22 protein-coding genes are annotated in these 22,398 nt (G+C 71.0%); 18 read left to right on the top strand and 4 right to left on the bottom strand.

All coding sequences use genetic code 11. The features are described from left to right. Positions 1-235 precede the first annotated feature (235 nt). Both ACFWY5_RS46090 and ACFWY5_RS46085 read left to right on the top strand, forming a co-directional pair. Positions 236-1,021: a sensor histidine kinase gene (locus ACFWY5_RS46090; RefSeq protein ID WP_379611868.1), complete on the top strand. Its 786-nt coding sequence runs from the start codon at positions 236-238 to the stop codon at positions 1,019-1,021. Next, positions 1,002-1,673 carry a response regulator gene (locus ACFWY5_RS46085; protein ID WP_379611867.1) on the top strand — a complete coding sequence of 224 codons (672 nt, stop codon included), beginning with the start codon at positions 1,002-1,004 and terminating at the stop codon, positions 1,671-1,673. The genes ACFWY5_RS46090 and ACFWY5_RS46085 overlap by 20 nt, the downstream gene beginning before the upstream one ends. Here ACFWY5_RS46085 and ACFWY5_RS46080 read toward each other — a convergent pair. Next, complete coding sequence (locus tag ACFWY5_RS46080; protein ID WP_379638670.1) at positions 1,649-2,587, bottom strand: aldo/keto reductase; 939 nt, start codon at positions 2,585-2,587, stop codon at positions 1,649-1,651. The two genes, ACFWY5_RS46085 and ACFWY5_RS46080, sit on opposite strands and share 25 nt — an antisense overlap. A 157-nt stretch (positions 2,588-2,744) precedes the next feature. Between ACFWY5_RS46080 and ACFWY5_RS46075 the strand changes: the two genes are divergently transcribed. Then, positions 2,745-3,377: a 4'-phosphopantetheinyl transferase gene (locus ACFWY5_RS46075; protein WP_379611865.1), complete on the top strand. Its 633-nt coding sequence runs from the start codon at positions 2,745-2,747 to the stop codon at positions 3,375-3,377. Further along, positions 3,374-4,210 carry a TIGR03621 family F420-dependent LLM class oxidoreductase gene (locus ACFWY5_RS46070; protein WP_379611864.1) on the top strand — a complete coding sequence of 279 codons (837 nt, stop codon included), beginning with the start codon at positions 3,374-3,376 and terminating at the stop codon, positions 4,208-4,210. Before ACFWY5_RS46075 ends, ACFWY5_RS46070 begins: the two co-directional genes overlap by 4 nt. Here the strand turns inward: ACFWY5_RS46070 and ACFWY5_RS46065 are convergent. Next, complete coding sequence (locus ACFWY5_RS46065) at positions 4,191-5,525, bottom strand: NDP-hexose 2,3-dehydratase family protein (RefSeq protein WP_379638698.1); 1,335 nt, start codon at positions 5,523-5,525, stop codon at positions 4,191-4,193. The two genes, ACFWY5_RS46070 and ACFWY5_RS46065, sit on opposite strands and share 20 nt — an antisense overlap. A 136-nt stretch (positions 5,526-5,661) precedes the next feature. Here ACFWY5_RS46065 and ACFWY5_RS46060 point away from each other — a divergent pair, with 136 nt between their 5' ends. From ACFWY5_RS46060 to ACFWY5_RS46050, 3 genes are read left to right on the top strand one after another with little or no spacing between them, the layout of a single operon-like run. Further along, a complete protein-coding gene (locus ACFWY5_RS46060; protein WP_379638669.1) occupies positions 5,662-6,264 on the top strand; it encodes a DUF1707 domain-containing protein in 603 nt (200 codons plus the stop codon). Positions 6,265-6,286: 22 nt separating this feature from the next. Next, entirely contained in the window at positions 6,287-7,501 is a 1,215-nt protein-coding gene (locus ACFWY5_RS46055) for a methyltransferase domain-containing protein (protein ID WP_379638668.1), read from the top strand. Next, positions 7,501-8,067, top strand: coding sequence for a dTDP-4-dehydrorhamnose 3,5-epimerase family protein (locus tag ACFWY5_RS46050; RefSeq protein WP_379611861.1), 567 nt, complete (start codon positions 7,501-7,503; stop codon positions 8,065-8,067). The genes ACFWY5_RS46055 and ACFWY5_RS46050 overlap by 1 nt, the downstream gene beginning before the upstream one ends. 1 nt (position 8,068) lies before the next feature. Here ACFWY5_RS46050 and ACFWY5_RS46045 read toward each other — a convergent pair whose 3' ends face one another. Further along, entirely contained in the window at positions 8,069-9,169 is a 1,101-nt protein-coding gene (locus ACFWY5_RS46045) for a DegT/DnrJ/EryC1/StrS family aminotransferase (protein WP_379638667.1), read from the bottom strand. Here ACFWY5_RS46045 and ACFWY5_RS46040 point away from each other — a divergent pair. Then, the gene (locus ACFWY5_RS46040; protein WP_379638666.1) at positions 9,168-10,427 is read left to right on the top strand and encodes a macrolide family glycosyltransferase; all 1,260 of its coding nucleotides are present in this window, start codon (positions 9,168-9,170) and stop codon (positions 10,425-10,427) included. The two genes, ACFWY5_RS46045 and ACFWY5_RS46040, sit on opposite strands and share 2 nt — an antisense overlap. Beyond that, positions 10,424-12,073: a BTAD domain-containing putative transcriptional regulator gene (locus ACFWY5_RS46035; RefSeq protein WP_379638665.1), complete on the top strand. Its 1,650-nt coding sequence runs from the start codon at positions 10,424-10,426 to the stop codon at positions 12,071-12,073. Before ACFWY5_RS46040 ends, ACFWY5_RS46035 begins: the two co-directional genes overlap by 4 nt. On the opposite strand, the gene ACFWY5_RS46030 is transcribed toward ACFWY5_RS46035, so the two are convergent. Continuing rightward, on the bottom strand, positions 11,989-13,599 hold the full coding sequence (locus tag ACFWY5_RS46030) for an FAD-dependent monooxygenase (protein WP_379638664.1): 1,611 nt from the start codon (positions 13,597-13,599) through the stop codon (positions 11,989-11,991). The two genes, ACFWY5_RS46035 and ACFWY5_RS46030, sit on opposite strands and share 85 nt — an antisense overlap. 133 nt (positions 13,600-13,732) lie before the next feature. On the opposite strand from ACFWY5_RS46030, the gene fabG reads away from it, so the two are divergent. Genes fabG through ACFWY5_RS45985 form a run of 9 tightly spaced genes read left to right on the top strand, consistent with a single transcriptional unit; the run spans position 13,733 to position 22,324 of the window. After that, entirely contained in the window at positions 13,733-14,482 is a 750-nt protein-coding gene (gene fabG, locus ACFWY5_RS46025; RefSeq protein WP_379611855.1) for a 3-oxoacyl-ACP reductase FabG, read from the top strand. Between the two features lie 24 nt (positions 14,483-14,506). Continuing rightward, positions 14,507-14,794 (top strand): acyl carrier protein, encoded by a 288-nt coding sequence (locus tag ACFWY5_RS46020; RefSeq protein ID WP_157251764.1) that lies wholly within the window; start codon positions 14,507-14,509, stop codon positions 14,792-14,794. Beyond that, positions 14,791-15,258: a 3-hydroxyacyl-ACP dehydratase FabZ gene (gene fabZ, locus ACFWY5_RS46015; protein ID WP_184971230.1), complete on the top strand. Its 468-nt coding sequence runs from the start codon at positions 14,791-14,793 to the stop codon at positions 15,256-15,258. The genes ACFWY5_RS46020 and fabZ overlap by 4 nt, the downstream gene beginning before the upstream one ends. Then, positions 15,251-16,324: an aminomethyltransferase family protein gene (locus ACFWY5_RS46010; protein ID WP_379638663.1), complete on the top strand. Its 1,074-nt coding sequence runs from the start codon at positions 15,251-15,253 to the stop codon at positions 16,322-16,324. The genes fabZ and ACFWY5_RS46010 overlap by 8 nt, the downstream gene beginning before the upstream one ends. A gap of 11 nt (positions 16,325-16,335) precedes the next feature. Next, positions 16,336-18,570 (top strand): beta-ketoacyl synthase N-terminal-like domain-containing protein, encoded by a 2,235-nt coding sequence (locus ACFWY5_RS46005; protein ID WP_379638662.1) that lies wholly within the window; start codon positions 16,336-16,338, stop codon positions 18,568-18,570. Then, the gene (locus tag ACFWY5_RS46000; protein ID WP_379611852.1) at positions 18,567-19,316 is read left to right on the top strand and encodes a nitroreductase family protein; all 750 of its coding nucleotides are present in this window, start codon (positions 18,567-18,569) and stop codon (positions 19,314-19,316) included. Before ACFWY5_RS46005 ends, ACFWY5_RS46000 begins: the two co-directional genes overlap by 4 nt. Then, a complete protein-coding gene (locus ACFWY5_RS45995) occupies positions 19,313-20,545 on the top strand; it encodes an NAD(P)/FAD-dependent oxidoreductase (RefSeq protein ID WP_379611851.1) in 1,233 nt (410 codons plus the stop codon). Before ACFWY5_RS46000 ends, ACFWY5_RS45995 begins: the two co-directional genes overlap by 4 nt. Continuing rightward, positions 20,542-21,408 carry an alpha/beta fold hydrolase gene (locus ACFWY5_RS45990; protein WP_379611850.1) on the top strand — a complete coding sequence of 289 codons (867 nt, stop codon included), beginning with the start codon at positions 20,542-20,544 and terminating at the stop codon, positions 21,406-21,408. The genes ACFWY5_RS45995 and ACFWY5_RS45990 overlap by 4 nt, the downstream gene beginning before the upstream one ends. A gap of 10 nt (positions 21,409-21,418) precedes the next feature. Continuing rightward, entirely contained in the window at positions 21,419-22,324 is a 906-nt protein-coding gene (locus ACFWY5_RS45985) for an ACP S-malonyltransferase (protein ID WP_379611849.1), read from the top strand. The last annotated feature ends 74 nt before the right edge of the window (positions 22,325-22,398 follow it).

Here is a 22,398-nt window from a genome sequence, read left to right as displayed (position 1 = left end):
GGCCGCCCTGCTCGCCGCCGGCAACGTTCTGTACACGGATCCGCAGGCCAAGCGACAGGCCCTAATGACCGCGCGTTACGTCCTGGACGATGTGGCGGCTACTCTCCGTGCCGGAAAGGTGCAGATTAACAACCTGTATAAATTCCACGCGTGGGAAGTGGGCAGCCGCCGTGCCGCCACCGGCGTACACCCGAAAGCTTCTCTTGAGGCAGGCTCACTTTTCTTTCGTGTCGCGATGACACGACTCGCCCTTCAGGTGGCCGTGGAATCGGAATCGCCGGCCGAGGCATTCACGCTGGTGGCCACCGGCATGGAGGAGAGCCTGTCCCTGCGCATCCGCGAGGCGTCGGAGAGCTATCACGGCTTCCTGCTCAACCAGGTCCACGAGGCGCAGGAGGACGAGCGCAGACGGATCGCCAGGGAATTACACGACCGGATCGGCCACGGCATCAGCGTCGCGCACCAGCAGCTCGCGCTGGCCGAGGTCTACCGGGTCACCAACGCCGCCCGCGCCTCCACCAAGATGGGCGTCGCCCAGCAGGCCATCCAGGAGACGATGGAGAACCTGCGCCAGATGACCTCGGAGCTCCACCCCCAGGTGCCGCTGAAGAGCCTGGAGAAGGCGCTGCTCGGCTTCCTGGAGTCGGTCGAGGACGACACGGTCTCCGTCGGGCTCCACGTCAACGGCGACGAGGGCTGGGCCGACGCCCGGGTCCTCGACGAGGCCTTCCTGGTCGTCAGGGAGGCCGCGCGCAACGCCGTCAACCACGCCGCGCCCACGATGATCCTCATGCGCGTGGACATCGCCCCTCACGAGCTCGTCGCCACCGTCCAGGACAACGGCAGGGGCTTCGACCCGGCCGTGGTGCGCGGCAAGGGCGGCGTCGGGCTGAGCTCCATGCGCGAGCGCACCGAACTGCTCGGAGGGCGGGTCACGATCTCCAGCGCCCCCGGCAGCGGCTGCCTCGTCGAGGTGTTCATCCCCCTGAAGAAGCGGCACGATGACCACGACCCCGGGTAACGCGCTGATCTCCGTCGGCATCGTGGACGACCACGCCCTCTTCAGGGAGGGGCTGCGCGAGATCCTGGAGGCCGGCGGCGACATCGGCATCGTCGGCGAGGCCGGCGACTCGGCGGGCGCCGTCGCCATGGTCGGCGCCACGAAACCGGACGTGCTCCTGCTCGACGTCGAGATCCCCGGCGACGAGGTCACCGAGACCGTCGGCAAGGTACGCAGGATCTCGCCCGAGACCCAGATCATCATCCTCAGCATGTACGACGGGCCGCAGCTGCTCACCCGGCTGCTGGCCGCCGGCATCCGCGGCTACCTCCTCAAGAGCGTGCACCGGCACGAGCTGATCGCGGCGGTCAAGAGCGTGCACGAGGACCCGTCCAGGGTGGTGCTCGCGGTCTCCCGGCACAGCCTGGCGCACGTGGAGTCGGCGCCGCCCTCCGGCGGGCTGAGCGAGAAGGAGCTGGAGGTCCTGCAACTGGCCGCCCAGGCGCTCAGCAACGCCCAGATCGCCCGGCGGCTCGGCCTGGCCGAGGCCACCGTGAAGCGGCACATGCGCAACATCTTCGTCAAGCTCAACGCGGTCTCGCGGATCGACGCCGTCAACAAGGCCGTGGCGGCCTCGCTGCTCGCGCCTCAGAGCAGGAGCGAGGGCGAGTAGTCGGGAAAGATCCCGGTCAGCTCGTCGCGGGTCTCGCGGCCCAGCGCGACCGTGGTGGCGGCCAGGTTCATCTCCAGGTGCACCTGGTCGCGGGTGCTGGGTACCGGCACCACCCGTTCGTCCTGGGCCAGCAGCCAGCCCAGCGCCAGCCGTCCCGCGCCCAGGTCGAGCTCGGCCGCGGCGGCCTCCAGGCGGCGCAGCGCCGGCACGTCGCGTTCGGGCAGGAAGCGGGTGTCGCCGTGGCGCCAGTCGTGGGGTCCGAGCACGGCGGCGGATCCGATCCGGCCGGTGAGGAAGCCCCGGCCCAGCGGGCGGGCGGCGAGCACGCCCACGCCCAGCCGTTCCGCCTCGGCCAGGAGGGCGGTGTTGGCCCGCCGTACCCACAGGGAGAACTCCACCGCCAGCGCGGTCACGGGATGGGCGGCGTGCGCCCGGCGCAGTTGCGCGGCCGTGGCGCCCGACAGGCCGATGTGGCGGATCTTCCCCGCGGCCACGAGCGCGGACAGCGCGCCCATGCTCTCCTCGATCGGCACGCGGGGGTCCTGGCAGTGCAGGAAGTAGACGCCGACGCTCTCGACGTCCAGGCGTTTCAGCGAGGACTCGCAGGCGCGCTCCAGGTATTCGGGCCGGCCGTCGAAGTCGATCGTCCTGCCGAGGACGCGGGCGCCGCCCCTCGTGCAGACGACGACCTCGTGCGCGCGTCCGGCCACGGCCCGGCCGACCACGCGTTCGACCTGGCCGGCGGCGTAGAAGTCGGCGGTGTCGACGAGGGTCACGCCGGCGTCGAGCGCGCGGCGGATCAGGCCGGCCGCCTCGTGCCGGTCGGCGTGGCCGTAGGCGCCGGCCAGGGCCAGGGAGCCGAGCCCCATCCGGGACACGGCCGGTCCCGCCCGCCCCAACCGTGTATAGCGCATCCTCCTTGATAGCGAATACCGCTCAAAAAGCGGTCAAATTCCGGGTTAACTCGCACTCCGCCGCCCCTATAGGACGCACCCCTAATTTTGCGGACCGGCCCCGGAATCATGTTTCCCGCCCTATTGGCGAATTGCCTCCTATGGGTAAGTTGGCTGGGTGATCGAGGACATCCTCCCCCCGGAGGTCGAGGCCTTCGAGACCTTCGACGATCCTCCCGGCACCGTGCTCTTCCCCGAGGAGGAGGCGCTGATCGGGCGGGCGGTGGAAAAACGCCGCAGGGAGTTCGCGACCGCGCGCTATTGCGTCCGGCGGGCCATGGGGAAGCTGGGGATGGCGCCGGTGGCCGTGCTGCGCGGCCCGCGGGGCGAGCCGACCTGGCCGCCCGGCATCGCGGGGAGCATCACTCACTGCACCGGATACCGGGCCGCGGCGCTCACCAGGAAGCCCGCCATGCTCGGCATCGACGCCGAGCCCGACGCCCCGGTGGGCGACGACGTGATCGAGGCGGTCTCGCTGCCGCACGAGCGCGACATGCTGCGCCGGCTGGCCGCCACCAGCCCCGGGCCCTGCTGGGACCGGCTGCTGTTCAGCGCCAAGGAGTCCGTCTACAAGGCCTGGTTCCCGATGACGAACCGGTGGCTGGGCTTCTACGACGCCGAGATCGACGTGGACCCGTTCGGCGGCACGTTCTCGGCCCACATCATGGCGGAAGGCCTGCGGTGGCAGGGGCGGTGGCTGATCCGCAACGGCCTGATCGTCACCGCGATCGCGAGGATCGGGATGACATGATCAGATTCGGCGTGGTGCTCATCACCGAAGGCTGCTCCAGGACCGAGTGGATGGACAAGTGCCGCCGGGCCGAGGCGCTCGGCTACGACGTCGTCGCCGTCCCCGACCACCTGAACCTGCTGGCGCCCTTCCCCTGCGCCGTGCTGGCCGCCGAGGCCACCACGCGCCCGAGGATCGGCACGTACGTGCTCAACTCCAGCTTCTACCTGCCCGCGCTGCTGGCCAGGGACGTGGCCACCACCGCCCAGCTCCTCGGCGACCGGCTGGAACTCGGCCTCGGCACCGGCTACGTGAAGGCCGAGTTCGAGAAGGCCGGCATCCCGTTCGGCACCGCGTCCTCCCGCGCCGACCGGCTGGAGAGCCTGGTCAAGGAGCTCGACGCGGCGCTGGGGGAGTCGGCGCCGCCCTTGATGATCGGGGGGCACGGCGACCGCATCCTGCGCCTGGCCGCCCAGCGCGCCCGGACGGTCAGCTTCACCGGCGCGCCGTACCGGGCGGAATACGGCAGGACCGCCCTCGTGGACGCGGACGCCCTCGCCGAGCGCGTGGCCTTCGTCAGGGCCGAGGCGGGCGGCCGCGAGCCCGAGCTGAACCTGCTGCCCAAGGCCACCGTGCTCACGCGCGAGCGCCGCGCGGGCCTGGAGAGCCTGCGCCGCTACGCTCCCGACCTCACGGCCGAGCAGCTCGCGGAGGTCCCGACGCTGCTGGTGGGCACGCCCGCGCAGCTCGCCGAGCAGGTCCTGCGCGACAGCGAGAGGTACGGCTTCGCCTACTTCACCGTGACCGAGGCGGCCATGGAGGACTTCGGCAAGGTCATCGAGCGGCTGCGCTGAGACTGTCGAGGCAGGCGCTCAGCGTGCGGGCCTGGACGTTGAGGTAGTAGCTGTGGCGCAGCAGTTCCACGACCTGGTGCATGGCCAGCCAGCGGAAGTCGGGGTGGCCGGGGGCCAGGTCCTCGCCGGTCTCCACGATCAGGTAGCGGTTCCTGGCGTGGTAGAAGCGCCCGCCCTCCTCCGAGAGCACCGTGTCGAAGCGGATGCGTCCGGGGTCGGCGTCCAGCACCTCGTCCAGGAACAGCGGGCGGGCCGCGCGCGGCAGGTGGTCGTAGTTCTCCGGCACGCACTGCACGGTCGGCGCCAGCTCGACCACGTCGGTGTAGCCGGGCTCCACGCGCGCGTGGACCAGCGCGTGCAGGACGCCGCCGATCCGGCGCACGAGGAAGGCGATGACGCCGGTGCCCACCGGCTCGATCATCGGCTGCGTCCAGCCGCTCACCTCGCGCCCGCTGGAGGCGACGCGTACGCCGATGATGTCGAAGAAGCGGCCGCTGTCGTGCGAGATCCGCCCGTCGTCGCGGCGCCATTGCCGCAGCCGGTTGAGCGGGATGGGTTCGGTGCTGATGTCGACGGTCGAGCGGATGCCGCTGAGCCAGCTCAGCACCTCGTCGATCCCGTGCACGGCGCTCTGGCGCGGGTCGCGGGAGCGGATCAGCGCCGCGCGGAAGCCGTCCTCGCCCGGGAGCGGCGTCTCAAGCGCCGGCATGCAGGCCAGCACGGTGCGCGCGTCCATGTTCACCAGGTCGGGCACGGCCAGCATCTCGTGGACCCGCCCCAGCGGCAGCCAGCGGAACCCGTCGAGCACCTCGACGTCCGCGGCGGTCTCCACGACCATGTTCCTGTTGCGCTTGCGGTAGAACCAGGCGCCCTGCTCCGACTGGCGCACGTCCGCCAGCACCCGCCCGCTCGGCTCCCGGAAGTGTTCCAGGTACGGCACCGGCCGCCCCTGGTGCACGCGGGTGTAGTTGCTCCTGGTGGCCTGCACGGTGGGCGAGACCTGGGGGCCGTCGTGGTTGCCTGGCTCGTTCTTGGCCTGCATCAGCAGATGCGGCACGCCGTTCACGCGCTTGACGAGGATGCCGAGGATGCCCACCTCGGGCTGGTTGATGATCGGCTGGGTCCAGGCGTCCACGGGGCTGCCGGGAAAGCGCACGTCGAGCCCCTGGACGGTGAAGAACTTGCCGCTGTCGTGGCTGATGTTCCCGGTGCTCGCGCACCGGCGCCATCCGCCCAGCTCTTCCAGAGGAAGCCGCTCCACCGTCATTGCGGTGTGCTCGGCGACTTCCTCGAACCAGCTCCTGACGTCAAGAATGGCGGTCTCCTAACAACAGGCCTTTACCGCCGAAGTTCGCATGTGCCCTCATAACACCTCAACCCCTGCTTTTCGGTGATGGAAAATAGGGGTTATCTCTGGGACCTGCCATTCATACGCTCTTAGGGTGGACGCCATGACCGATCGTCCGGAAATCCGAGCCAGTGACCAGGATCGCGACAGAATTGCGGAAATGCTGAGGGTCGCGGTCAGCGAGGGACGCATCGACCTCGAAGAGCTGAACGAGCGCCTGGACCGCACCTACGGCGCGCGAACGCTCCGTGAGCTGGACGAGGTCGTCGAGGACTTACCCCAGGGCGGACCGCCGCCTACGGCGCTGCTGCCCGCCACCGTGGCGGCCGCTCCGTTGCCCGCCGCCCACCCGGGTGACGTGCTGGAGCTGCACACGCGCAGCGGCAAGATCCGCCAGGACGGGCGCTGGGTGGTGCCGCCGCTCATCACGACCAAGGCACACAGGTTCGGCACCGTGCGCGTCGACTTCACCAGGGCCGAGTGCGCCTACCGTGAGGTGACCGTCGACGTGCAGATCACCTCGTGGTTCGGCGACGTCGTCATCGTCGCCCCCTACGACTGGTGGGTGCAGGACGACGCGGTGACCCGCCGGCTCCTCGGCGCCGTCCACAACAGGCCCATCGTCTCGCCCACCCAGGCCGCGGTCGTCGTGCGGCTCACCGGCTACGTGCAGACCGGTGACGTGTGGGTGAGGTACCGCCGCTGACGGCAAATCTCAGGAGGATCGTATGGCGTGCCGCATCTGTTCCGGCCGGCTCCGCGAGTTCGCGGACTTCGGCCGGCAGCCGATCTCCGACGCCTTCGTCGAACCCGGTGACCCACGCGAGGAGTTCTTCTTCCGGCTCGCGGTCGGCGTCTGCGAGAGCTGCACGATGGTGCAGCTGCTCGAAGAGGTGCCGAGGGAGCGCATGTTCCACGAGGGCTACCCCTACGTCTCCTCCGGCTCCTCGGTCATGCGCGAGCACTTCCACACGCTGGCCAAGCGGCTGCTGACCACCGAGCTGAGCGGCGACGACCCGTTCGTCGTCGAGCTCGGCTGCAACGACGGCACCATGCTGGAGGTCGTCGCCGACGCCGGGGTCAGGCACCTCGGCGTCGAACCGTCCGGCGGCGTGGCCGACCTGGCCGCCGCCAAGGGCGTGCGCGTGACCAAGGACTTCTTCGAGGCCGCGACCGCCGCCCGCGTACGCGCGGAGGACGGCCCCGCCGACGTGATCTACGCGGCCAACACCCTGTGCCACATCCCCTACATGGACTCCATCCTCAGCGGCGTCGACACGCTGCTGAAGGTGGACGGCGTCTTCGTCTTCGAGGACCCCTACCTGGCCGACATCGTGGCCCGCTCCTCCTTCGACCAGATCTACGACGAGCACTTCTACTTCTTCTGCGCCGGCTCGGTGAGCCGGATGGCCGCCCGCCACGGCTTCGAGCTCGTCGACGTCGAGCGCCTGCCCGTGCACGGCGGCGAGGTGCGCTACACCCTCGCCAGGATCGGAGCCAGGACGCCCGCTCCCGCGGTCGCCGCGATGCTGGCCGAGGAGGACGCGGCCGGCATCACCCGGCTGTCCGCGCTCGACCGCTTCGCCGCCACCGTCGAGGGCAACCGCGACCGGCTCACGGCGCTGCTGAAGGGGCTGCGCGCCCAGGGCGCCACCATCTACGGCTACGGCGCCACCGCCAAGAGCGCCACCGTGCTCAACTACTGCGGCATCGGCCCGGACCTGCTCACCTTCGTCAGCGACACCACCCCGGCCAAGCAGGGACGGCTCACGCCCGGCTCGCACATCCCCGTACTCGGGCCCGAGGCCTTCCGCGACCCCTACCCCGACTACGCGCTGCTGCTCGCCTGGAACCACGCCGAGGAGATCATGGCCAAGGAGACGGGCTTCCGCGAGTCCGGCGGCCGGTGGATCCTGTACGTCCCCGACGTCCACGTCGTGTGATGCGCCATCGCGAACTCGCCGTCGCCGGCGCCTTCGAGTTCACCCCTGCGGTCTTCCCCGACGAGCGCGGGTCGTTCGCCTCGCCGTACCAGGAGGGGGCCTTCATCGCCGCGACCGGGAAGGGGCTCTTCCCGGTCGCGCAGGCCAGCAGGAACGTCTCCCGGCGCGGCGTGGTGCGCGGCATCCACTACACGCTCATCCCGCCGGGCACGGCCAAGTACGTGTACTGCGCGGCGGGGCGGGTGCTCGACTACGCGGTGGACCTCAGGGTGGGCTCGCCGACGTTCGGGCGGTGGGAGGCGGCGGAGCTGAGTCTCGCCAACGGGCGCGCGGTCTACTTCCCGCCCGGCGTGGGGCACGCCTTCGCCGCGCTGGAGGACGACTCGGTGGTGTGCTACCTGCTGTCGGCGGAGTATCGCAAGGAGAACGAGCTCACGCTGTCGGTCTTCGACACCGACCTCGCGCTCGGCCTGCCCGCCGAGCCGGCGCCGATCCTGTCGGAACGCGACGCGGCCGCCCCCACGCTGGGTGAGGCGGCCGCGCTCGGGCTGCTTCCCGAGTGGTGACCTACAGCACCTCGCGCAGGGCGGCGATGACCTTCTCCTGCACCTCGACCGGGAGCGAGGGGTACATGGGCAGCGAGAAGATCTGCCCGGCCAGTTCCTCTGTCACCGGCAGGCTGCCGGGACGGTAGCCGAGGTGGGCGAAGCCGGTCATCGTGTGGACCGGCCACGGGTAGGAGATGTTGAGGTGGATGTCGTAGGCGCGCAGCGCCTCGATGATCTCGTCGCGCCGGGGGTGGCGCACCACGTACAGGTAGTAGACGTGCTCGTTGCCCTCGGCGGTCGCGGGCAGCACCAGCTCGGTGTCGCCCAGGGCGCGCTCGTAGCGTTCGGCGACCGCGCGGCGGCCGGCGATGTAGGCGTCGAGGCGGGTGAGCTTGCGGCGCAGGATCTCCGCCTGCACCTCGTCCAGGCGGGAGTTGTGGCCCGGCGTCCGCACCACGTAGTAGGTCTGCTCCATGCCGTAGTAGCGCAGCCTGCGCAGGTTGGCGTCCACGACGTCGTCGGAGGTGATCGTCGCGCCGCCGTCGCCGTAGGCGCCGAGCACCTTGGTCGGGTAGAAGGAGAACGCCGCGGCCCGGCCCATCGAGCCGGCCACGCGGCCGTGGTGCCTGGCGCCGTGCGCCTGGGCGCAGTCCTCCAGGATCATCAGGTCGTACGCCTCGGCCAGGCGCTCCAGCGCAGCCATGTCGACGCACTGGCCGTACAGGTGGACGGGCAGCAGGCAGCGGGTGCGCGGCGTGATCGCCGCCTCGACCTGCTCGACGTCCATGAGGTAGGTGTCGCGGTGTACGTCGGTGAAGATCGGGGTGGCGCCCACGCCGTCGATGGCGACGACGGTCGGCGCCGCCGTGTTGGACACGGTGATCACCTCGTCGCCCCTGCCGACCCCCAGAGCCTGGAGGCCGAGCTTGAGCGCGTTGGTGCCGTTGTCGACTCCGGTGCAGTGGCGGGCGCCGTGGTAGGCGGCGAACTCGGCCTCGAAGGCGCGCACGCTCTCGCCGAGCACGAGCTGGCCGGATTGGAACACGGTCTCGACGGCGTCGATCAGATCGTCCCGTTCGACGTCGTATTCCGGCAGGTAGTCCCAGACACGAGTGGCCATGACTCAACGTAATCACCGGGCCCCGTACCGGCGGTACCCCTATCACGGGGTTAGGGGTGACACGTTATGCCCCGTCCTCACTAGCTTTGTGCGTATGGCACGGCATTACCTCTTCATGTGTCAGCCCGATCATGGCCACGTGATTCCGAACCTGGCCGTGGTCTCCGAATTGGTGCGCCGGGGAAACCGGGTCACCTACGTCACCGGTGAAAGCATGGCCGACGTCGTCCGCGCCGCGGGCGCCACCGTCATCGGCTACGACTCCATTTATCACAAGGCCGATCTGCGCCGGCTCGAAGACGATCCGCTCGGGCTCATCTCGCTGTTTCTCGACGAGAGCCGGGTCATGCTGGAAAACGTCGGACCTGAAAAGGCCGATGTGGTGGTGTATGACATCTCCGTTCTGCACGCCGGGCGGATTCTGGCGCGTAAGTGGGGGCGGTCGGCCGTACAACTCATTCCGGTGTTCGCGTCGAACGAGCATTTCTCCTACCTTTCCTCCATCTACGGCGACGGCGGCGACGGCGGCGCGCTGCCCGGCTGGGTGGACGACATGCTGGCCAGGACCGCCGCGCTCGCGCACGCCCACGGCGTGGACGTGCCGCCGGCCGACCTGTGGTGGCAGGTGCAGGACTTCAGCCTGGTCAACCTGCCGCGCTCCTTCCAGTTCGCCGGGGAGACCTTCGACGAGCGCTTCGCCTTCGTCGGGCCGTGCCTGGGCGAGCGGAGCTTCCTGTCGGACTGGACGCCGCCCGGCGACGGCCGCCCGATCGCGCTGCTCACCTTCGGCACCGTGGCCAGCAGCCGTCCCGACCTGTTCCGCACCTGCGTGCGGGCCTTCGGCGAGCTGCCCTGGCACACCGTGGTGACCGTGCCGGACGCCGTCGACCTGGGGCCGTTGCCCGCCAACGTCGAGGTTCGCCGCTGGGTCTCGCACATGAGCGTGCTGCGGCACGCCGACGTGGCCGTCACCCACGGCGGCATGGGCACCGCCATGGAGGCCCTGTACTGGGGCCGCCCCACGGTCATCGTCCCGGCCACCGCCATCGACGGCCCGCCCGCCCGCCGCGTCGCCGAACTCGGCCTCGGCCGCGTCGTCGACCCCGCGGAGCTGACGCCTGAGCGCCTGGTCGCCGACGTGCTCGCGGTCGTCTCCGATGACCGGGTACGGCAGGCCACCGCCGCCATGGCAAGGGAGATCCGCGAAGCCGGCGGCACGGCCAGAGCGGCCGACGAGTTAGAGCGGTACCCGGCATGAGCAGGCCCTTCGAGTTCGGCGTCCTCGGCCCCCTCAAGGTCGCCAAGGACGGCGCCGAGCTGCACATGAGCGCGAACAGGGAGCTGGCGATCCTGGCCAGCCTCCTGCTCAACGCCAACCGGGTGGTCAGCGTGGACCGCCTGGTGGAGACGGTGTGGGCGGGTTCGGCCCCGGCCAGCGCGTGGCGGCAGATCGCCATCTGCGTCTCTCGGCTGCGCCGTACGCTGGGGGCGGGTGTGATCGAGACGTCCAGCCCCGGCTACATGCTGCGCGCCGAGCCGGACAGCATCGACTGGCTGCGCTTCGGCGCGCTGGTGGCGCGGGCGCGCGCGACGGCGGCCGACGGCGAGCGCGAGGCGGCGGTCAAGCTGCTGCGCGAGGCGCTGTCGCTGTGGCGGGGCAACCCGTTCGAGGACATCAGGGGCCTGCGCTACGACGTCGCCAGGATGGAGGAGTCGCGGCTGGAGGCCATGGAGGCCTGCCTGGAGCTGGAGATCGAGCTCGGCCGCCACCACCAGGTGATCCCCGACCTGCTGGCCCTGGTGAACGAGTCGCCCTTCCGCGAGCGGGTACGCGCCCAGCTCATGCTGGCCCAGTACCGCGCGGGACGGCGGGCCGACGCGCTGCGCACCTACCAGGAGACGCGCCGCTACCTGCTGGAGCAGATCGGCCTGGAGCCCGGACCCGCGCTACGGCGCCTGCACGACCAGATCCTCAGGGACGAGGTCGCGCTCATGCGTCCGGTGCCGCGTGCCTTGGTGCCCGCGCAGGTGGTTCCGTCGCAACTGCCGCCGCAGATCCTGCCGTTCGTCGGCAGGGAGCGGGAGCTGGCGGCCCTGGACGCGGCCCTGAGCCAGGACCAGGCGGCGGCCCCGGCCACGACCGTGGTCAGCGGGCCGGCGGGCATGGGCAAGACCGCCCTGGTGCTGCGGTGGGCGCACGAGCGGATCGGCTGGTTCCCCGACGGGCAGCTGTTCGCCGACATGGCGGGGGCCAAGCCGGAGACCGTGGTCGAGCGGTTCCTGCGCGCCCTCGGCGTACCCGCCGCCGACCTGCCCCTCGACGCCGACGAGAAGCTGGCGCTGTACCGGTCCTGGACCGCGCGGCGCCGCTTGCTGGTGGTGCTGGACAACGTCGCCGACGCCGAACAGGTCGTGCCGCTGCTGCCCGGCGGCGCGCACTGCCGGGTCGTCGTGATCAGCACGGACCCGCTGGACGACCTGGTGGCCAGGCAGGGGGCGCACCGCGAGTTCGTCCGGCCGCTGCCCGCGGCCGACGCCCGGCGGCTGGCCGACCTGCTGGTGGGCACGGCCCGCGGCCGCGTCCTGGCCGCGACCTCGGGCAGCCCGCTGTCGCTGCGCCTCGCCGCGGCCAAGATGCGCACCCGCTCACGCCCCCACCACGACCCCGCGCGCCACGATCCGGCGGCCCGCCACGACCCATCCCGCCACGATCCCGTGCGTCACGATCCGGCGGCCCGCCACGACCCGTCCCGCCACGATCCCGTGCGTCACGATGCGGCCCGTCACGATGCGGCTCAGCCGCATCGTGACCTGGCCTATCACGACCGTGCCAGGATCGTGTCCAGTGCCTCCAGCAGTTCCGCCTGCGAGGGCTGTCCGGCGCACGAACGCCACCCCACGTGACCGTCGGGCCGGACCAGCACCGCCCCGCTCTCCTCAAGTCCGTACTCCCCGGCCCAGGCCGGCGAGGTCAGCCCGCCGGACCCGTCGGCGGAGATCTCGACCGCCGCGATCGCCACACCGCTCGACTCGGCCGCCTCCTTCGCCGCCTGCAGCCAGCCGCTCCCGGCCGGCGTCAGCAGCGTGAACCGGGGGCCGAGCAGGTCGAGCGTGGAGATCCTGCCGTTCTCGCCGGTCAGCCAGGCGTGCGGGGCGCGGTGGCCGGGGCGGGCGGCGGGGACGTAGGTGCGGTAGGGGTCCTCGGGCAGAGGGGCGGGCGTGCCGTCGGCGACCACGGCCGCCGACTCGTAGTGGAAGCCCAGCACCAGGCCCTCCGAGCTGCGCCGGCCCGCCTGCTGCTCGATCGCCTCGGTCATCGACAGATGCCCCTCCATCATGTGGAAGGTGATCAGCGCGTTGTTCAGGCTCTCGTCCACGGTCCTGGCCGCGATCGGGTGCCGCTCCGCGGTGTAGGTGTCCAGCAGGTACGGCCCCGCCGTACCGTGGAGCACTGCGGCGAGCTTCCAGGCCAGGTTGTGCGCGTCCTGGATGCCGCAGTTCATGCCGAACCCGCCCTGCGGCGTGGCCACGTGCGCGGCGTCCCCGGCGAGGAAGACGCGGCCCTTCTGGAAGGTGGTCGCCACCTTGGCCTGCTGCAGCCAGGGCATGACGCCCAGGATGTCCACCGGGAGATCGGGCACGCCGACGGCGCCGCGTACCGCGTCGAGGCAGACCTGCGGGGTGAAGTCGTCGGGGCTGCCGCCCTCCTCGGGCTCGTAGCCGGTCTGCACCATCCAGCGTCTGCCGCCGTCCACGGCCTCGACCGCGCACGGCGGGTTACGCAGGAACGACAGCGCGGCCCGGCGCTCGGAGGGCAGGAAGCTCAGGTCGGCCTCGAACATGATGCTGATCATGTGGCCGAGCGTGGGCGGCCCCTCGACCTCGATGCCGAGCCGTTCCCTGACGCCGCTCCTGGCCCCGTCGGCGGCCACGGCGTAGCGGGCGCGCACCAGCGTACGGCCCCGCCCGTCCTCGACGACCGCCTCGACGCCGTCGCCGGCGTCGCGCAGCCCGGTCATCGTCGCGCCATAACTGACCCGGGCGGACGGCATCGACTCCGCCAGCCGGCGCAGGATCACCTCCAGGTGGTCCTGCGAGCACAGGTAGGCGTAGGTGGGGCTCTGCGGCGCGTCGCGCTCGATCGCGGCCGCGGAGCGGATGAAGTCGTCGGAGGACAGCGAGCTGCCGACTCCCACGGCGAGGAATTCCTCGCGCGGCATTCCGGCGCGCTCGACGTCCGCCACGATTCCCCAGGCGCGGAAGATCTCCATCGTCCTGGTGGTGATGAGCCTGGCCTTCGGAAATATCGAGGTGCCCGCGTGCTTCTCGACGAGCAGCGTCGATATTCCGTGGCGCGAGAGCTCAATTGAGGCGGACAGGCCGACCGGGCCGCCGCCGACGACCAAAACTTCTACGTCGAGCTCGTCCATGTTGCAAGGGTGATATATCCAATTTCCCCAGTCAATGCACTAATAACTGAATGATACAGGCGTGATATCGCCCTTTAGTAACTTGTTCAGTGAAGATCCAGATAATGTGCTGTCGAATTCCTGGAGAACGAAGATGCTCTTTGCCGAAGGCTCAGTGGCCCTGGTGACGGGCGCCTCACGCGGAATCGGCCGGGCGGTCGCGCTCGATCTGGCCAGAGAAGGCGCCCATGTCATCGTCAACTACGCCAGGTCGGAGCGGGACGCCAAAGAGGTCGTGGCGCTCATCCAGGAGGAGGGCGGCAGCGCCGAGGCCGTACAGGCGGACGTCGCCGACGAGGACGCCGTGCGGGAGATGTTCCGCGGCATCCGTGCCGACCACGGCCGCCTCGACGTGCTCGTGACCAGCGCCGGCCTCACCCTCGACCGATACCTCATCACGATGAGCCAGGAGCAGTTCCGCACCCCGCTCGACGTCAACGTCGTCGGAACCTTCCTGGCCTGCCGCGAGGCGCTGCGCCTGATGCGCAACCACAAACGCGGCTCCATCGTGACCATCTCCTCCACGAGCGGGCTCGACGGAGGCTTCCCCGGCCAGACCAACTACGTGGCATCGAAGGGCGCGATCATCGCCTTCACCTCGGCCCTGTCGAACGAGGCCGCGCCCCACGGGATCAGGGCCAACGTGGTCGCCCCCGGCTTCGTGTCCACCGACATGACCCGCAAGGTGCCCACGGACATCAGGAAGCAGTACGAGTCGCGCATCCGCCTGGGCCGCATGGGCCGCCCGGAGGAGATCGCGTCGATCGTCAGCTTCCTCGCCTCGGACAAGGCGTCGTACATCTCCGGCTCCGTGATCGTCGCCCACGGCGGCGGCCTCGGCTGACCCCGGTCACTACTAGGAGGACAGATGACCATCGACGAGCTTCGCGCGAAGGCCGCCGAGCGCCAGCAGACCTGCACCCAGATCAAGAAGATGATCGTCTCCCGGCTCGACCTGGAGATCGAGCCCGACTGGATCACCGACGACCAGCCGCTGTTCGGCCGCGGCCTGGAGCTCGACAGCCTGGATGTGCTGGAGCTCTACGTGGCCATCGAGGCCGAGTTCGGCGTTGCGCTCTACGACAGCGAGATGGCCGTCTTCGGGTCGGTCTCCCGCCTGGCCGACGAGGTCAACCCCGCGCTGCGGGCGTCATGACCGCGACGACGGCGCCGCCGGTCCTGACCGGCCTCGGCCACGACCAGATCCGGGCGGTGCTCCCGCACCGCTGGCCCATGCTCCTGCTCGACCGGGTCACCCGGGTCGAGCCGGGCGTCAAGGGCAGCGCCACCAAGAACGTCGCCGGCACCGAGCTGTGGTTCCAGGGCCACTTCCCGAACGAGGCCGTCCTGCCCGGCATCGTGATCATCGAGTCGCTGGCGCAGCTCGCCGGCGTGGTCTTCGCGCTGGCCGGCGCGAGCGAGATCAGCTACCTGGCCGGAGTCAGGTCGATGCGCTTCCGCCGTCCCGTGGTGCCCGGCGACCAGCTCGTGCTGAGCGCCGAGCGGACCGCGGGCGGCAGGGGCTTCGCCGAGTACAAGGTCTCGGCCCGGGTCGACGGCCAGATCGCCGCCGAAGGAAACCTCACGATCGCTGACCCGAAAGGTGTGAAGAATGGCTAGCGTCCTCGCGAACCTTCATCCGGAGGACACCGTCTACGGCGACGTGGGCGACGCCTCCCTGCCGCGGCGCTTCTCCGCCGCGCCCGACGCGCTGTCGGCCGAGTACAAGGTGCTGAGGGAGCGCGCCGCGATCCTCGACCTGAGCGCCCACCTGCTGATCGAGGTCACCGGGGCCGAGGCGATCGACTTCGCGCAGCGGGTGCTCGCCCGCGACGTGGAGTACCTCACCTCCGAGCGCTGCATGATGAGCCTGGTCCTGGACGAGTCCGGGCAGGTCGTCGACCAGGTCCTGGCCTTCGGCCGGGAGGACGGCATCCTGCTGGAGAGCTCGGCGGGCGCCGGCGCGCGGCTGCTTGAGCACCTGCGCACCCACAACGACGAAGGCGTCGAGATCACCGAGCGCGACGACCTGACCGTCCTCGGCCTGGAGGGCCCGTACGCCTGGGGCGTCGTCGGCCGCCTGATCGACGGCGAGCTGGCGGCGCTGCCGTTCGAGTCGGTCGTCGACACCACCTGGAACGACTCCGAGATCATCTTCGCCCGCACCGGCTTCACCGGCGAGTACGGCTACCAGATGCTCGTGCCCAAGGCCGCCGTGGGCGAGCTGTGGACCCAGTCGCTGGAGCACGCCCAGGCCGCCGGCCAGGACGCCCTGGAGCTGGCCATGCTGGAGGTACGCCAGCCGATCCCCCGCCACGAGGTCACCGGCGGCGCGAACGTGATCGAGATCGGCGCCAACTGGCTGGTCGACGTCACCAAGGACGCGTTCGTCGGCAAGGACGCCGTCCTCGAGGCGTTCGAGTCCGGCACCGGCCGCCGCACCGTCGGCTTCGTCGGCGGCGAGGGCGTGCCGACCCCCGGCACCCGCGTGTACGCGGGCGGCGAGGACGTCGGCGAGGTCGTGCACGCCGTGCACAGCGTCGGTCTGGGCACGACGCTCGGCCTGGTCAGGGTGGACGCCGACCTGGCCGCCGCCGGTCTGGAGTTCACCGTCGCCGGTTCCGAGGTCACCACGCTCACCAGCCCGTACATCGTGCCCAAGAGCTGGAGCATCCCGATCATCTGAAGGAGAAGGCAATGGCGCTGCGGCCCATCGTCGTCACCGGTCTGGGGATCATCTGCGCCGCCGGGCGCGACCCGGCCGAGTTCTGGCAGCGGCTCCTCGCCGGCCAGGGCGGTCTCGCCCCGGTCGAGGACGAGGCTTACGCGGTGTTCGAGGCCAGGTACGCCGGCCAGGTCCCGGACGCGTGGATCACCAGTCAGCTCACCGGCTCCGACGCCGACCTGGACCGCACCGCCCAGCTGGCGCTCATCGCCGCCAGGCAGGCGGTCGAGCAGGCGGGTCTGAGCGGGTTCGACCAGGACCGGTTCGGGATCATCCTCGGCAAGTGCCAGGCCACCCCCGACGCGGCCGGGCTCTACCAGCCCATGCACCGCACCCAGGACGTGGTCGCCGAGCGCCTCGGCCTGGGCGGCCCCCGCATCCTCGTCTCGACGGCGTGCGCGGCCGGCGGCAACGCCGTCGGCCTCGCCAAGGACAAGATCCTCACCGGCGAGGCCGACGTCGTGCTCGCGGGCGGCGTCGACCCGCTGCTCTTCGGCACGTACGCGGGCTTCGCCGGCCTCCAGGCCCTCAGCACGGGACCCTGCCGCCCCTACAGCCACTCCGACGGCCTCAACCTGGGCGAGGGCGCCGCCTTCCTCCTGCTGGAGCCGCTCGACCTGGCCCTGGCCAGGGGCGCGACGCCGCTGGCCGAGGTCGCCGGCTACGGGCTGTCGGCCGACGCCTACCACGCGACCGCCCCCGACCCCACCGGCCGGGGCGGCGCCAGCGCCGTCCGGCGGGCCCTGGCCGACGCCGGCCTCACCACCGCCGACGTGGGTTACGTCAGCGGCCACGGCACCGGCACTCCCGCCAACGACGCCATGGAGACCAAGGTCATGCGGGTCGTGTTCGGCGAGCGCGCCGGACAGGTCCCGACCAGCAGCATCAAGTCCTACGTCGGCCACACCCTCGGCGCCGCCGGAGCCGTCGAGGCGGTGGCGAGCGTGCTGGCGCTGCGCCACGGCGTCGCGCCGCCCACGATCGGCTTCGACGACGACGCCGAGCCGCGCGACCTGGACTTCGTGCCCAACAAGGCCAGGCCGATGCCCATCGACACCGTCGTCTCCAACAACTACGCCTTCGGCGGCAACAACGTCTCGCTGGTGCTGACCACCCCCCAGCCGCCACGCGAGTACGAGGAGTTCCCGCACCGCGAGGCCGTCATCACCGGCCTCGGCCCCGCCGTCGGCGCCGCCACCGGCATCGCCGAGCTCAGCGCCGCCGTCCTGGCCGGTCGCGAGGCCACGGGCGAGGCGCCGACGCTCGAAGGCCGCACGTTCGCGCCGCGCTCGCTGTGGCGGCACATGAACCAGCTCTCCCGCATGGCCATCGCCGCCTCCCGGCTGGCCTGGGAGGACTCAGGACTCAAACTGCCCAGGAAGGAGCTCGACGACGTCGGCCTGGTCTTCGCGACCGGCGCCGGATCGGCGGAGAGCACCGGCGGCTTCGACGAGAGCATCGCGCTCAACCCCAACAAGCCGGCCGTGCTGAGCTTCTCCAACGTGGTGCTCAACGCCACCGGAGGCGCGGTCTGCCAGACGCTCGGGCTGCGCGGGCCGACCACCACGATCTGCAACGGCGCCGCCTCCGCCTCGATCGCGCTGGACTGCGCGGTAGAGATGATCAGGGCGGGCAAGGCGGAGGTCGTGCTCGTGGTCGCCGCCGACGAGGCCGTCCACGGTACGGCCCAGCCGCCCGGCGAGCCGGTCAAGGGGTCGGGGGCGGTGGCCTTCGTGGTCGAGTCCGCCGACCACTGCGCCGGGCGGGACGGCACGCCGTACGCCAAGATCCTCGGCACCAGCCACCTACCGGACGGCCACGAGCTCACCCGGGGCATCGACCGGTTGCACGGCGCCGAGCCCGCGCTCACCCGCGGTCTGGAGCGGCTGCGTGGCACGGAACCCGCGCTCGTGCTGGGCACCGGTGGCGCCGGTGAGGCGGCGGCGGTGCGTGCGGCGCTGCCGCACGCGGCGCTGACCACGAGCATCGGGCTGGCGGGCGACTGCCAGGCGGCCTCGGGCGCGCTCAACCTCGCGCTCGGCGCCCTGGCGGTCCGCGACGGGATCGCCCCGGCGCACGCGGGCACCCCGGAGGAGCAGGGCGGGTTCGTGACCGAGCCGGAGCTCGGTGCGCCGGTCGCGCAGGCGCTGGTGTTGTCGGAGTCGCCGGGATCGGTACGCGGCGCGGTGCTCCTGGGGGCGATATGACCGCCCCGGTGGAGATCATGGCCGGCCTGCCGTTCGACGTGACCGAGACCGACCGCCTGCTGACCACGACCCGGTCGGTACGCCGCCGCCTGGACCTCGACCGGCCGGTGCCGCGCGAGGTGGTCGAGGAGGCGCTGGAGATCGCCATCCAGGCCCCCAGCGCCAACAACCACCAGAACTGGCGGTGGATGGTCGTCACCGACGACGGCGTCAAGGCCCGCATCGCCGAGCTGACCTCGCTGTCGTGGCAGTTCCACCGCATGGACATGTGGACCAACGCCGGCCGGCGGCGTACCGACCGGCAGGCGCGCAAGAACTACGAATCGGCGCAGGCGCTGGCCGAGGCGATCGCCCGGGTACCGGTCCTGGTCATCCCCTGCGTGCTGGGGCGGCCGCCGGACATCTCGGCCATCGACGAGGCGTGGCGCAGGCGGATGGCGACCAAAGAGGACGACGACCCCGGCCACCGCTCCACCCACGGATCCATGCGGGCCAGCATCTTCTACGGGTCGATCTTCCCCGCCATCTGGTCCTTCCAGCTCGCGCTGCGCAGCAGAGGGCTCGGCAGCACGATCACCTGCCTGCACGTGGCCCACGAAGGGCCGGTCGGCGAGCTGCTCGGCATCCCGTCCGGCGTCACGCAGGTGTGCATGATCCCGGTCGCCTACACGGTGGGCACCGACTTCCGCCCGGCCGATCGCGTCAGCGCCAAGGAACGCACGTTTTGGGAGAGGTGGGAGTCATGACCGACGTCGTCATCGTCGGCGGTGGCATCGCGGGAGCGTCGGCGGCGTGCAAGCTGGCCGCCGGAGGGCTCTCCGTCGTGCTGCTGGAGAAGCAGGAGAGCTACAACGACCTGGTCCGCGGCGAGTGGCTGGCCCCGTGGGGCATCAGGGAGGCCCAGCGCCTGGGCGTCTACGACTGCTTCGGGGCGGGCGGCGCCTGGGAGATCCGCGAGTGGATGACCTGGGACGAGGCGGTCGACCCGCATGAGGTCGAGGCCGTGGACATGACCAGGTTCATCCCGGGGATCGGCGGGCCGTACTCGTTCCCGCACCACCAGGTCTGCGAGCTCATGGCGGCCCAGGCCGCCGACAGCGGCGCCACGCTGATCATGGACGCGGCCAAGATCGAGGTGACCGCCGGCCCCCGCCCGTCGGTCACCTACACGAACTCCGAGGGCCGCCGCGAGGAGATCCGGCCCAGGATCGTGCTCGGCGCCACCGGCCGCGGTTGTACCGTCGGCCGCCAGGTCGGCATCACCATGAGCAACCACATGCACCACTGGGGCGGCGGGGTGATGGTCGAGGGCCTCGACGACTGGCCCGCCGACGTCCAGGCGATGGGCACCGAGGGCGACGTCATGTTCATGGTCTTCCCCCAGGGGTACGGCCGCGCCCGCCTCTACCTCAACTTCGGCACCAAGGACAGCCGCAAGTACCGGGGCCCCGGCGCCATGGAACGTTTCCTCAAGGCCTTCGAGCTGGAGTGCCTGCCCGACCGTGGCCGTGCCGTCGTGGAGTCGCGTCAGGCGGGCCCGCTGTCGGTGTGGCCGTCGGTCTCCAGCGTGCCGGAGGGCCCGCCGCTGACCGAGGGCGTCGTGCTGATCGGCGACGAGGCGGGCAACGCCGACACCGTGCTCGGCACCGGCCTGTCGTGTGCCATGCGGGACTCCAGGACCGTGTGCGAGATCCTCCTGGACTCCGACGACTGGTCGCCGCCGGTCTTCGAGCCGTACGTGAAGGAACGCGAGTTCCGGCTGTCGCGCCTGGACTTCGGCGCCCAGATCATCAGCCGGCTGCACGTGGAGTTCGGCCCGGCCGCCGTCGAGCGGCGGCGCAGGGTCCGCAAGCTGATGGCGAAGAACTTCGCCGCGCAGGTGACCGGGTTGCTCAACATGGTCGCCCCCGAGGAAGTGCCCGAGTTCGGTTTCAGCGAGTTCTTCGCCGAGCGGTTGTTCAGGGAGTCGGCATGACCGAGAAGAAGATCATCCACGTCAACGACGTGGACCTCGCCTACGTGGACGAGGGGGAGGGCGAGACCGTCATCCTGCTGCACGGCTTCCCCGACTCCTCCTACCTGTGGCGGCACCAGATCCCCGCGCTCGTCGAGGGCGGCTTCCGGGTGATCGCGCCGGACCTGCGGGGCTTCGGTGACTCCAGCAAACCGCAGGAGATCGAGGCCTACACGATGCAGACGATCGTCAACGACATCGTCGCCATGACCATCCAGCTCGGCATCAAGCGTCCGCACGTGGTCGGCCACGACTGGGGCGCGGCGATCGCCTGGATGTACGCGTTCCTGATGCCGCGCCGCATCGACCACCTGGCGGTGCTGTCGGTCGGGCACCCGGGCGTCTTCTCCTACCCGACGCTGGAGCAGCGCGCGGCCTCCTGGTACATGCTCTTCTACCAGTCGCCGGCCGCCGAGGAACTGCTCAAGCGCAACGGCTGGCGGCTGTGGAAAGAGATCATGGGCCGCGAGGGCGACTACGACCGGCACCTGCGCGACATGTCCAGGCCGGGCGCGCTGACCGCGGGCCTGAACTGGTACCGCGCCAACCGCTCGCCCGAGGCGGAACTGCGTCACCAGCGGCCCTTCCCGCCCATCTACGCCCCCACGCTCGGCATCTGGTCCACCGAGGACAAGGCGCTGCTGGAGGAGGGCATGGCCAACTCCGGCAAGTTCGTCAAGGGCCCCTGGCGCTACGAGCGCGTCGAGGACGCCGGCCACTACATCCCGCTCGACGCCCCAGAAACGGTCAGCAAACTCCTGCTGGGCTTCCTCGGCACGGAGCAGCCCGCAGAGCCGGAGCGGCGGCCCCGGCGCCGCCTCTAAGGAGCAGATCATGGTCGGCTACCTCTTCCCCGGGCAGGGCACGGTCCGCGTCGGCATGGGCGCGTGGCTGCGGCGCAACCCGGTGGCCAGGAGAGTGCTCGACGAGTTCGACGAGCGGCTGTCCCGGCCGATCTCGCCCATCTGCACGCGCGGGCCGCTGGACCGGCTGGTCTCCACCGAGCACGCCCAGATCGCCGTCACCGCCTGCAACCTGGCCACGCACGCCGTACTGGAGGACGAGGGATTCCAGCCGCACGTGGTCGCCGGGCACAGCGTCGGCGAGCTGAGCGCGCTCTACGCCGCCGGCGTCCTGGACCTGGCCGAGACCGCCCGGCTCGTGGAGCTGCGGGCCCGGCTGATGTCGCGGGTGAACGTCATCGGCGGCATGCACGCGGTGATGGGCCTTGAGGTCGAGCAGGTCGAGGAGATGGTCGGCTGGGCGGCGGGCCCGGACGAGCCGCTCGTCGTCGGGCTGGAGAACGCGCCCGGCCACGTGGTGGTCTCCGGCGCGATGGGCGCGCTCGACCGCCTGGCCAAGCTGGCCACCTCGGCCAGCAAGATCGTGGAGCTGTCGGTGGGCAACGCCTTCCACTCGCCGCTCATGGACCCCGCCGTGCCCGAGTGGAGCGCCGCGGTCGAGGCGGCCGCGATGCGCCCGCCGTTCGTGCCGGTAGTGCCCAACGTCACCGCCGAACCCACCATCGACCTGGACGTCATCAGGCGGGCGCTGGTCGGCCAGCTCACCGGGCGGGTCCTGTGGACGCGCACCGTGGCCGTGGTCGACGCGCTCGGCCCGAGCGTCGAGGTCGGCGACAGCAAGGTGCTGGCCGGGCTCTCGCGCCGCTCCGGCGCCCGCTGCCTCAGCATGGCCGAGCCCAGCACACTGCGCCGGCTGGCCAGGGAGGTGGCTGCCTAATGCTTCTGTCAAGCTGCGGTGCGGATCTGGTGCCCGGGGTCGTAGGGCTTGCGGGTGCGCAAGATGGCGTGCAG

It is taken from the genome of Nonomuraea sp. NPDC059007 (assembly GCF_042740555.1).
In the GTDB taxonomy this organism is placed as follows: domain Bacteria; phylum Actinomycetota; class Actinomycetes; order Streptosporangiales; family Streptosporangiaceae; genus Nonomuraea.
The sequence above is the reverse complement of the archived record's forward strand: the minus strand, read 5'-3'. Positions and strand labels throughout refer to the sequence as shown.

Bases quoted from the DNA above. Each gene is read 5' to 3' on its own strand.
- ACFWY5_RS45985 (WP_379611849.1), top strand. From the start codon at position 21,419: ATGGTCGGCTACCTCTTCCCCGGGCAGGGCACGGTCCGCGTCGGCATG.
- fabG (WP_379611855.1), top strand. From the start codon at position 13,733: ATGCTCTTTGCCGAAGGCTCAGTGGCCCTGGTGACGGGCGCCTCACGC.
- ACFWY5_RS46060 (WP_379638669.1), top strand. From the start codon at position 5,662: ATGACCGATCGTCCGGAAATCCGAGCCAGTGACCAGGATCGCGACAGA.
- ACFWY5_RS46045 (WP_379638667.1), bottom strand. From the start codon at position 9,169: ATGGCCACTCGTGTCTGGGACTACCTGCCGGAATACGACGTCGAACGG.
- fabZ (WP_184971230.1), top strand. From the start codon at position 14,791: ATGACCGCGACGACGGCGCCGCCGGTCCTGACCGGCCTCGGCCACGAC.
- ACFWY5_RS46050 (WP_379611861.1), top strand. From the start codon at position 7,501: ATGCGCCATCGCGAACTCGCCGTCGCCGGCGCCTTCGAGTTCACCCCT.
- ACFWY5_RS46085 (WP_379611867.1), top strand. From the start codon at position 1,002: ATGACCACGACCCCGGGTAACGCGCTGATCTCCGTCGGCATCGTGGAC.
- ACFWY5_RS46010 (WP_379638663.1), top strand. From the start codon at position 15,251: ATGGCTAGCGTCCTCGCGAACCTTCATCCGGAGGACACCGTCTACGGC.
- ACFWY5_RS46040 (WP_379638666.1), top strand. From the start codon at position 9,168: ATGACTCAACGTAATCACCGGGCCCCGTACCGGCGGTACCCCTATCAC.
- ACFWY5_RS46080 (WP_379638670.1), bottom strand. From the start codon at position 2,587: ATGCGCTATACACGGTTGGGGCGGGCGGGACCGGCCGTGTCCCGGATG.
- ACFWY5_RS46030 (WP_379638664.1), bottom strand. From the start codon at position 13,599: ATGGACGAGCTCGACGTAGAAGTTTTGGTCGTCGGCGGCGGCCCGGTC.
- ACFWY5_RS45990 (WP_379611850.1), top strand. From the start codon at position 20,542: ATGACCGAGAAGAAGATCATCCACGTCAACGACGTGGACCTCGCCTAC.
- ACFWY5_RS46090 (WP_379611868.1), top strand. From the start codon at position 236: ATGACACGACTCGCCCTTCAGGTGGCCGTGGAATCGGAATCGCCGGCC.
- ACFWY5_RS46020 (WP_157251764.1), top strand. From the start codon at position 14,507: ATGACCATCGACGAGCTTCGCGCGAAGGCCGCCGAGCGCCAGCAGACC.
- ACFWY5_RS46000 (WP_379611852.1), top strand. From the start codon at position 18,567: ATGACCGCCCCGGTGGAGATCATGGCCGGCCTGCCGTTCGACGTGACC.
- ACFWY5_RS46035 (WP_379638665.1), top strand. From the start codon at position 10,424: ATGAGCAGGCCCTTCGAGTTCGGCGTCCTCGGCCCCCTCAAGGTCGCC.
- ACFWY5_RS46055 (WP_379638668.1), top strand. From the start codon at position 6,287: ATGGCGTGCCGCATCTGTTCCGGCCGGCTCCGCGAGTTCGCGGACTTC.
- ACFWY5_RS45995 (WP_379611851.1), top strand. From the start codon at position 19,313: ATGACCGACGTCGTCATCGTCGGCGGTGGCATCGCGGGAGCGTCGGCG.
- ACFWY5_RS46005 (WP_379638662.1), top strand. From the start codon at position 16,336: ATGGCGCTGCGGCCCATCGTCGTCACCGGTCTGGGGATCATCTGCGCC.
- ACFWY5_RS46070 (WP_379611864.1), top strand. From the start codon at position 3,374: ATGATCAGATTCGGCGTGGTGCTCATCACCGAAGGCTGCTCCAGGACC.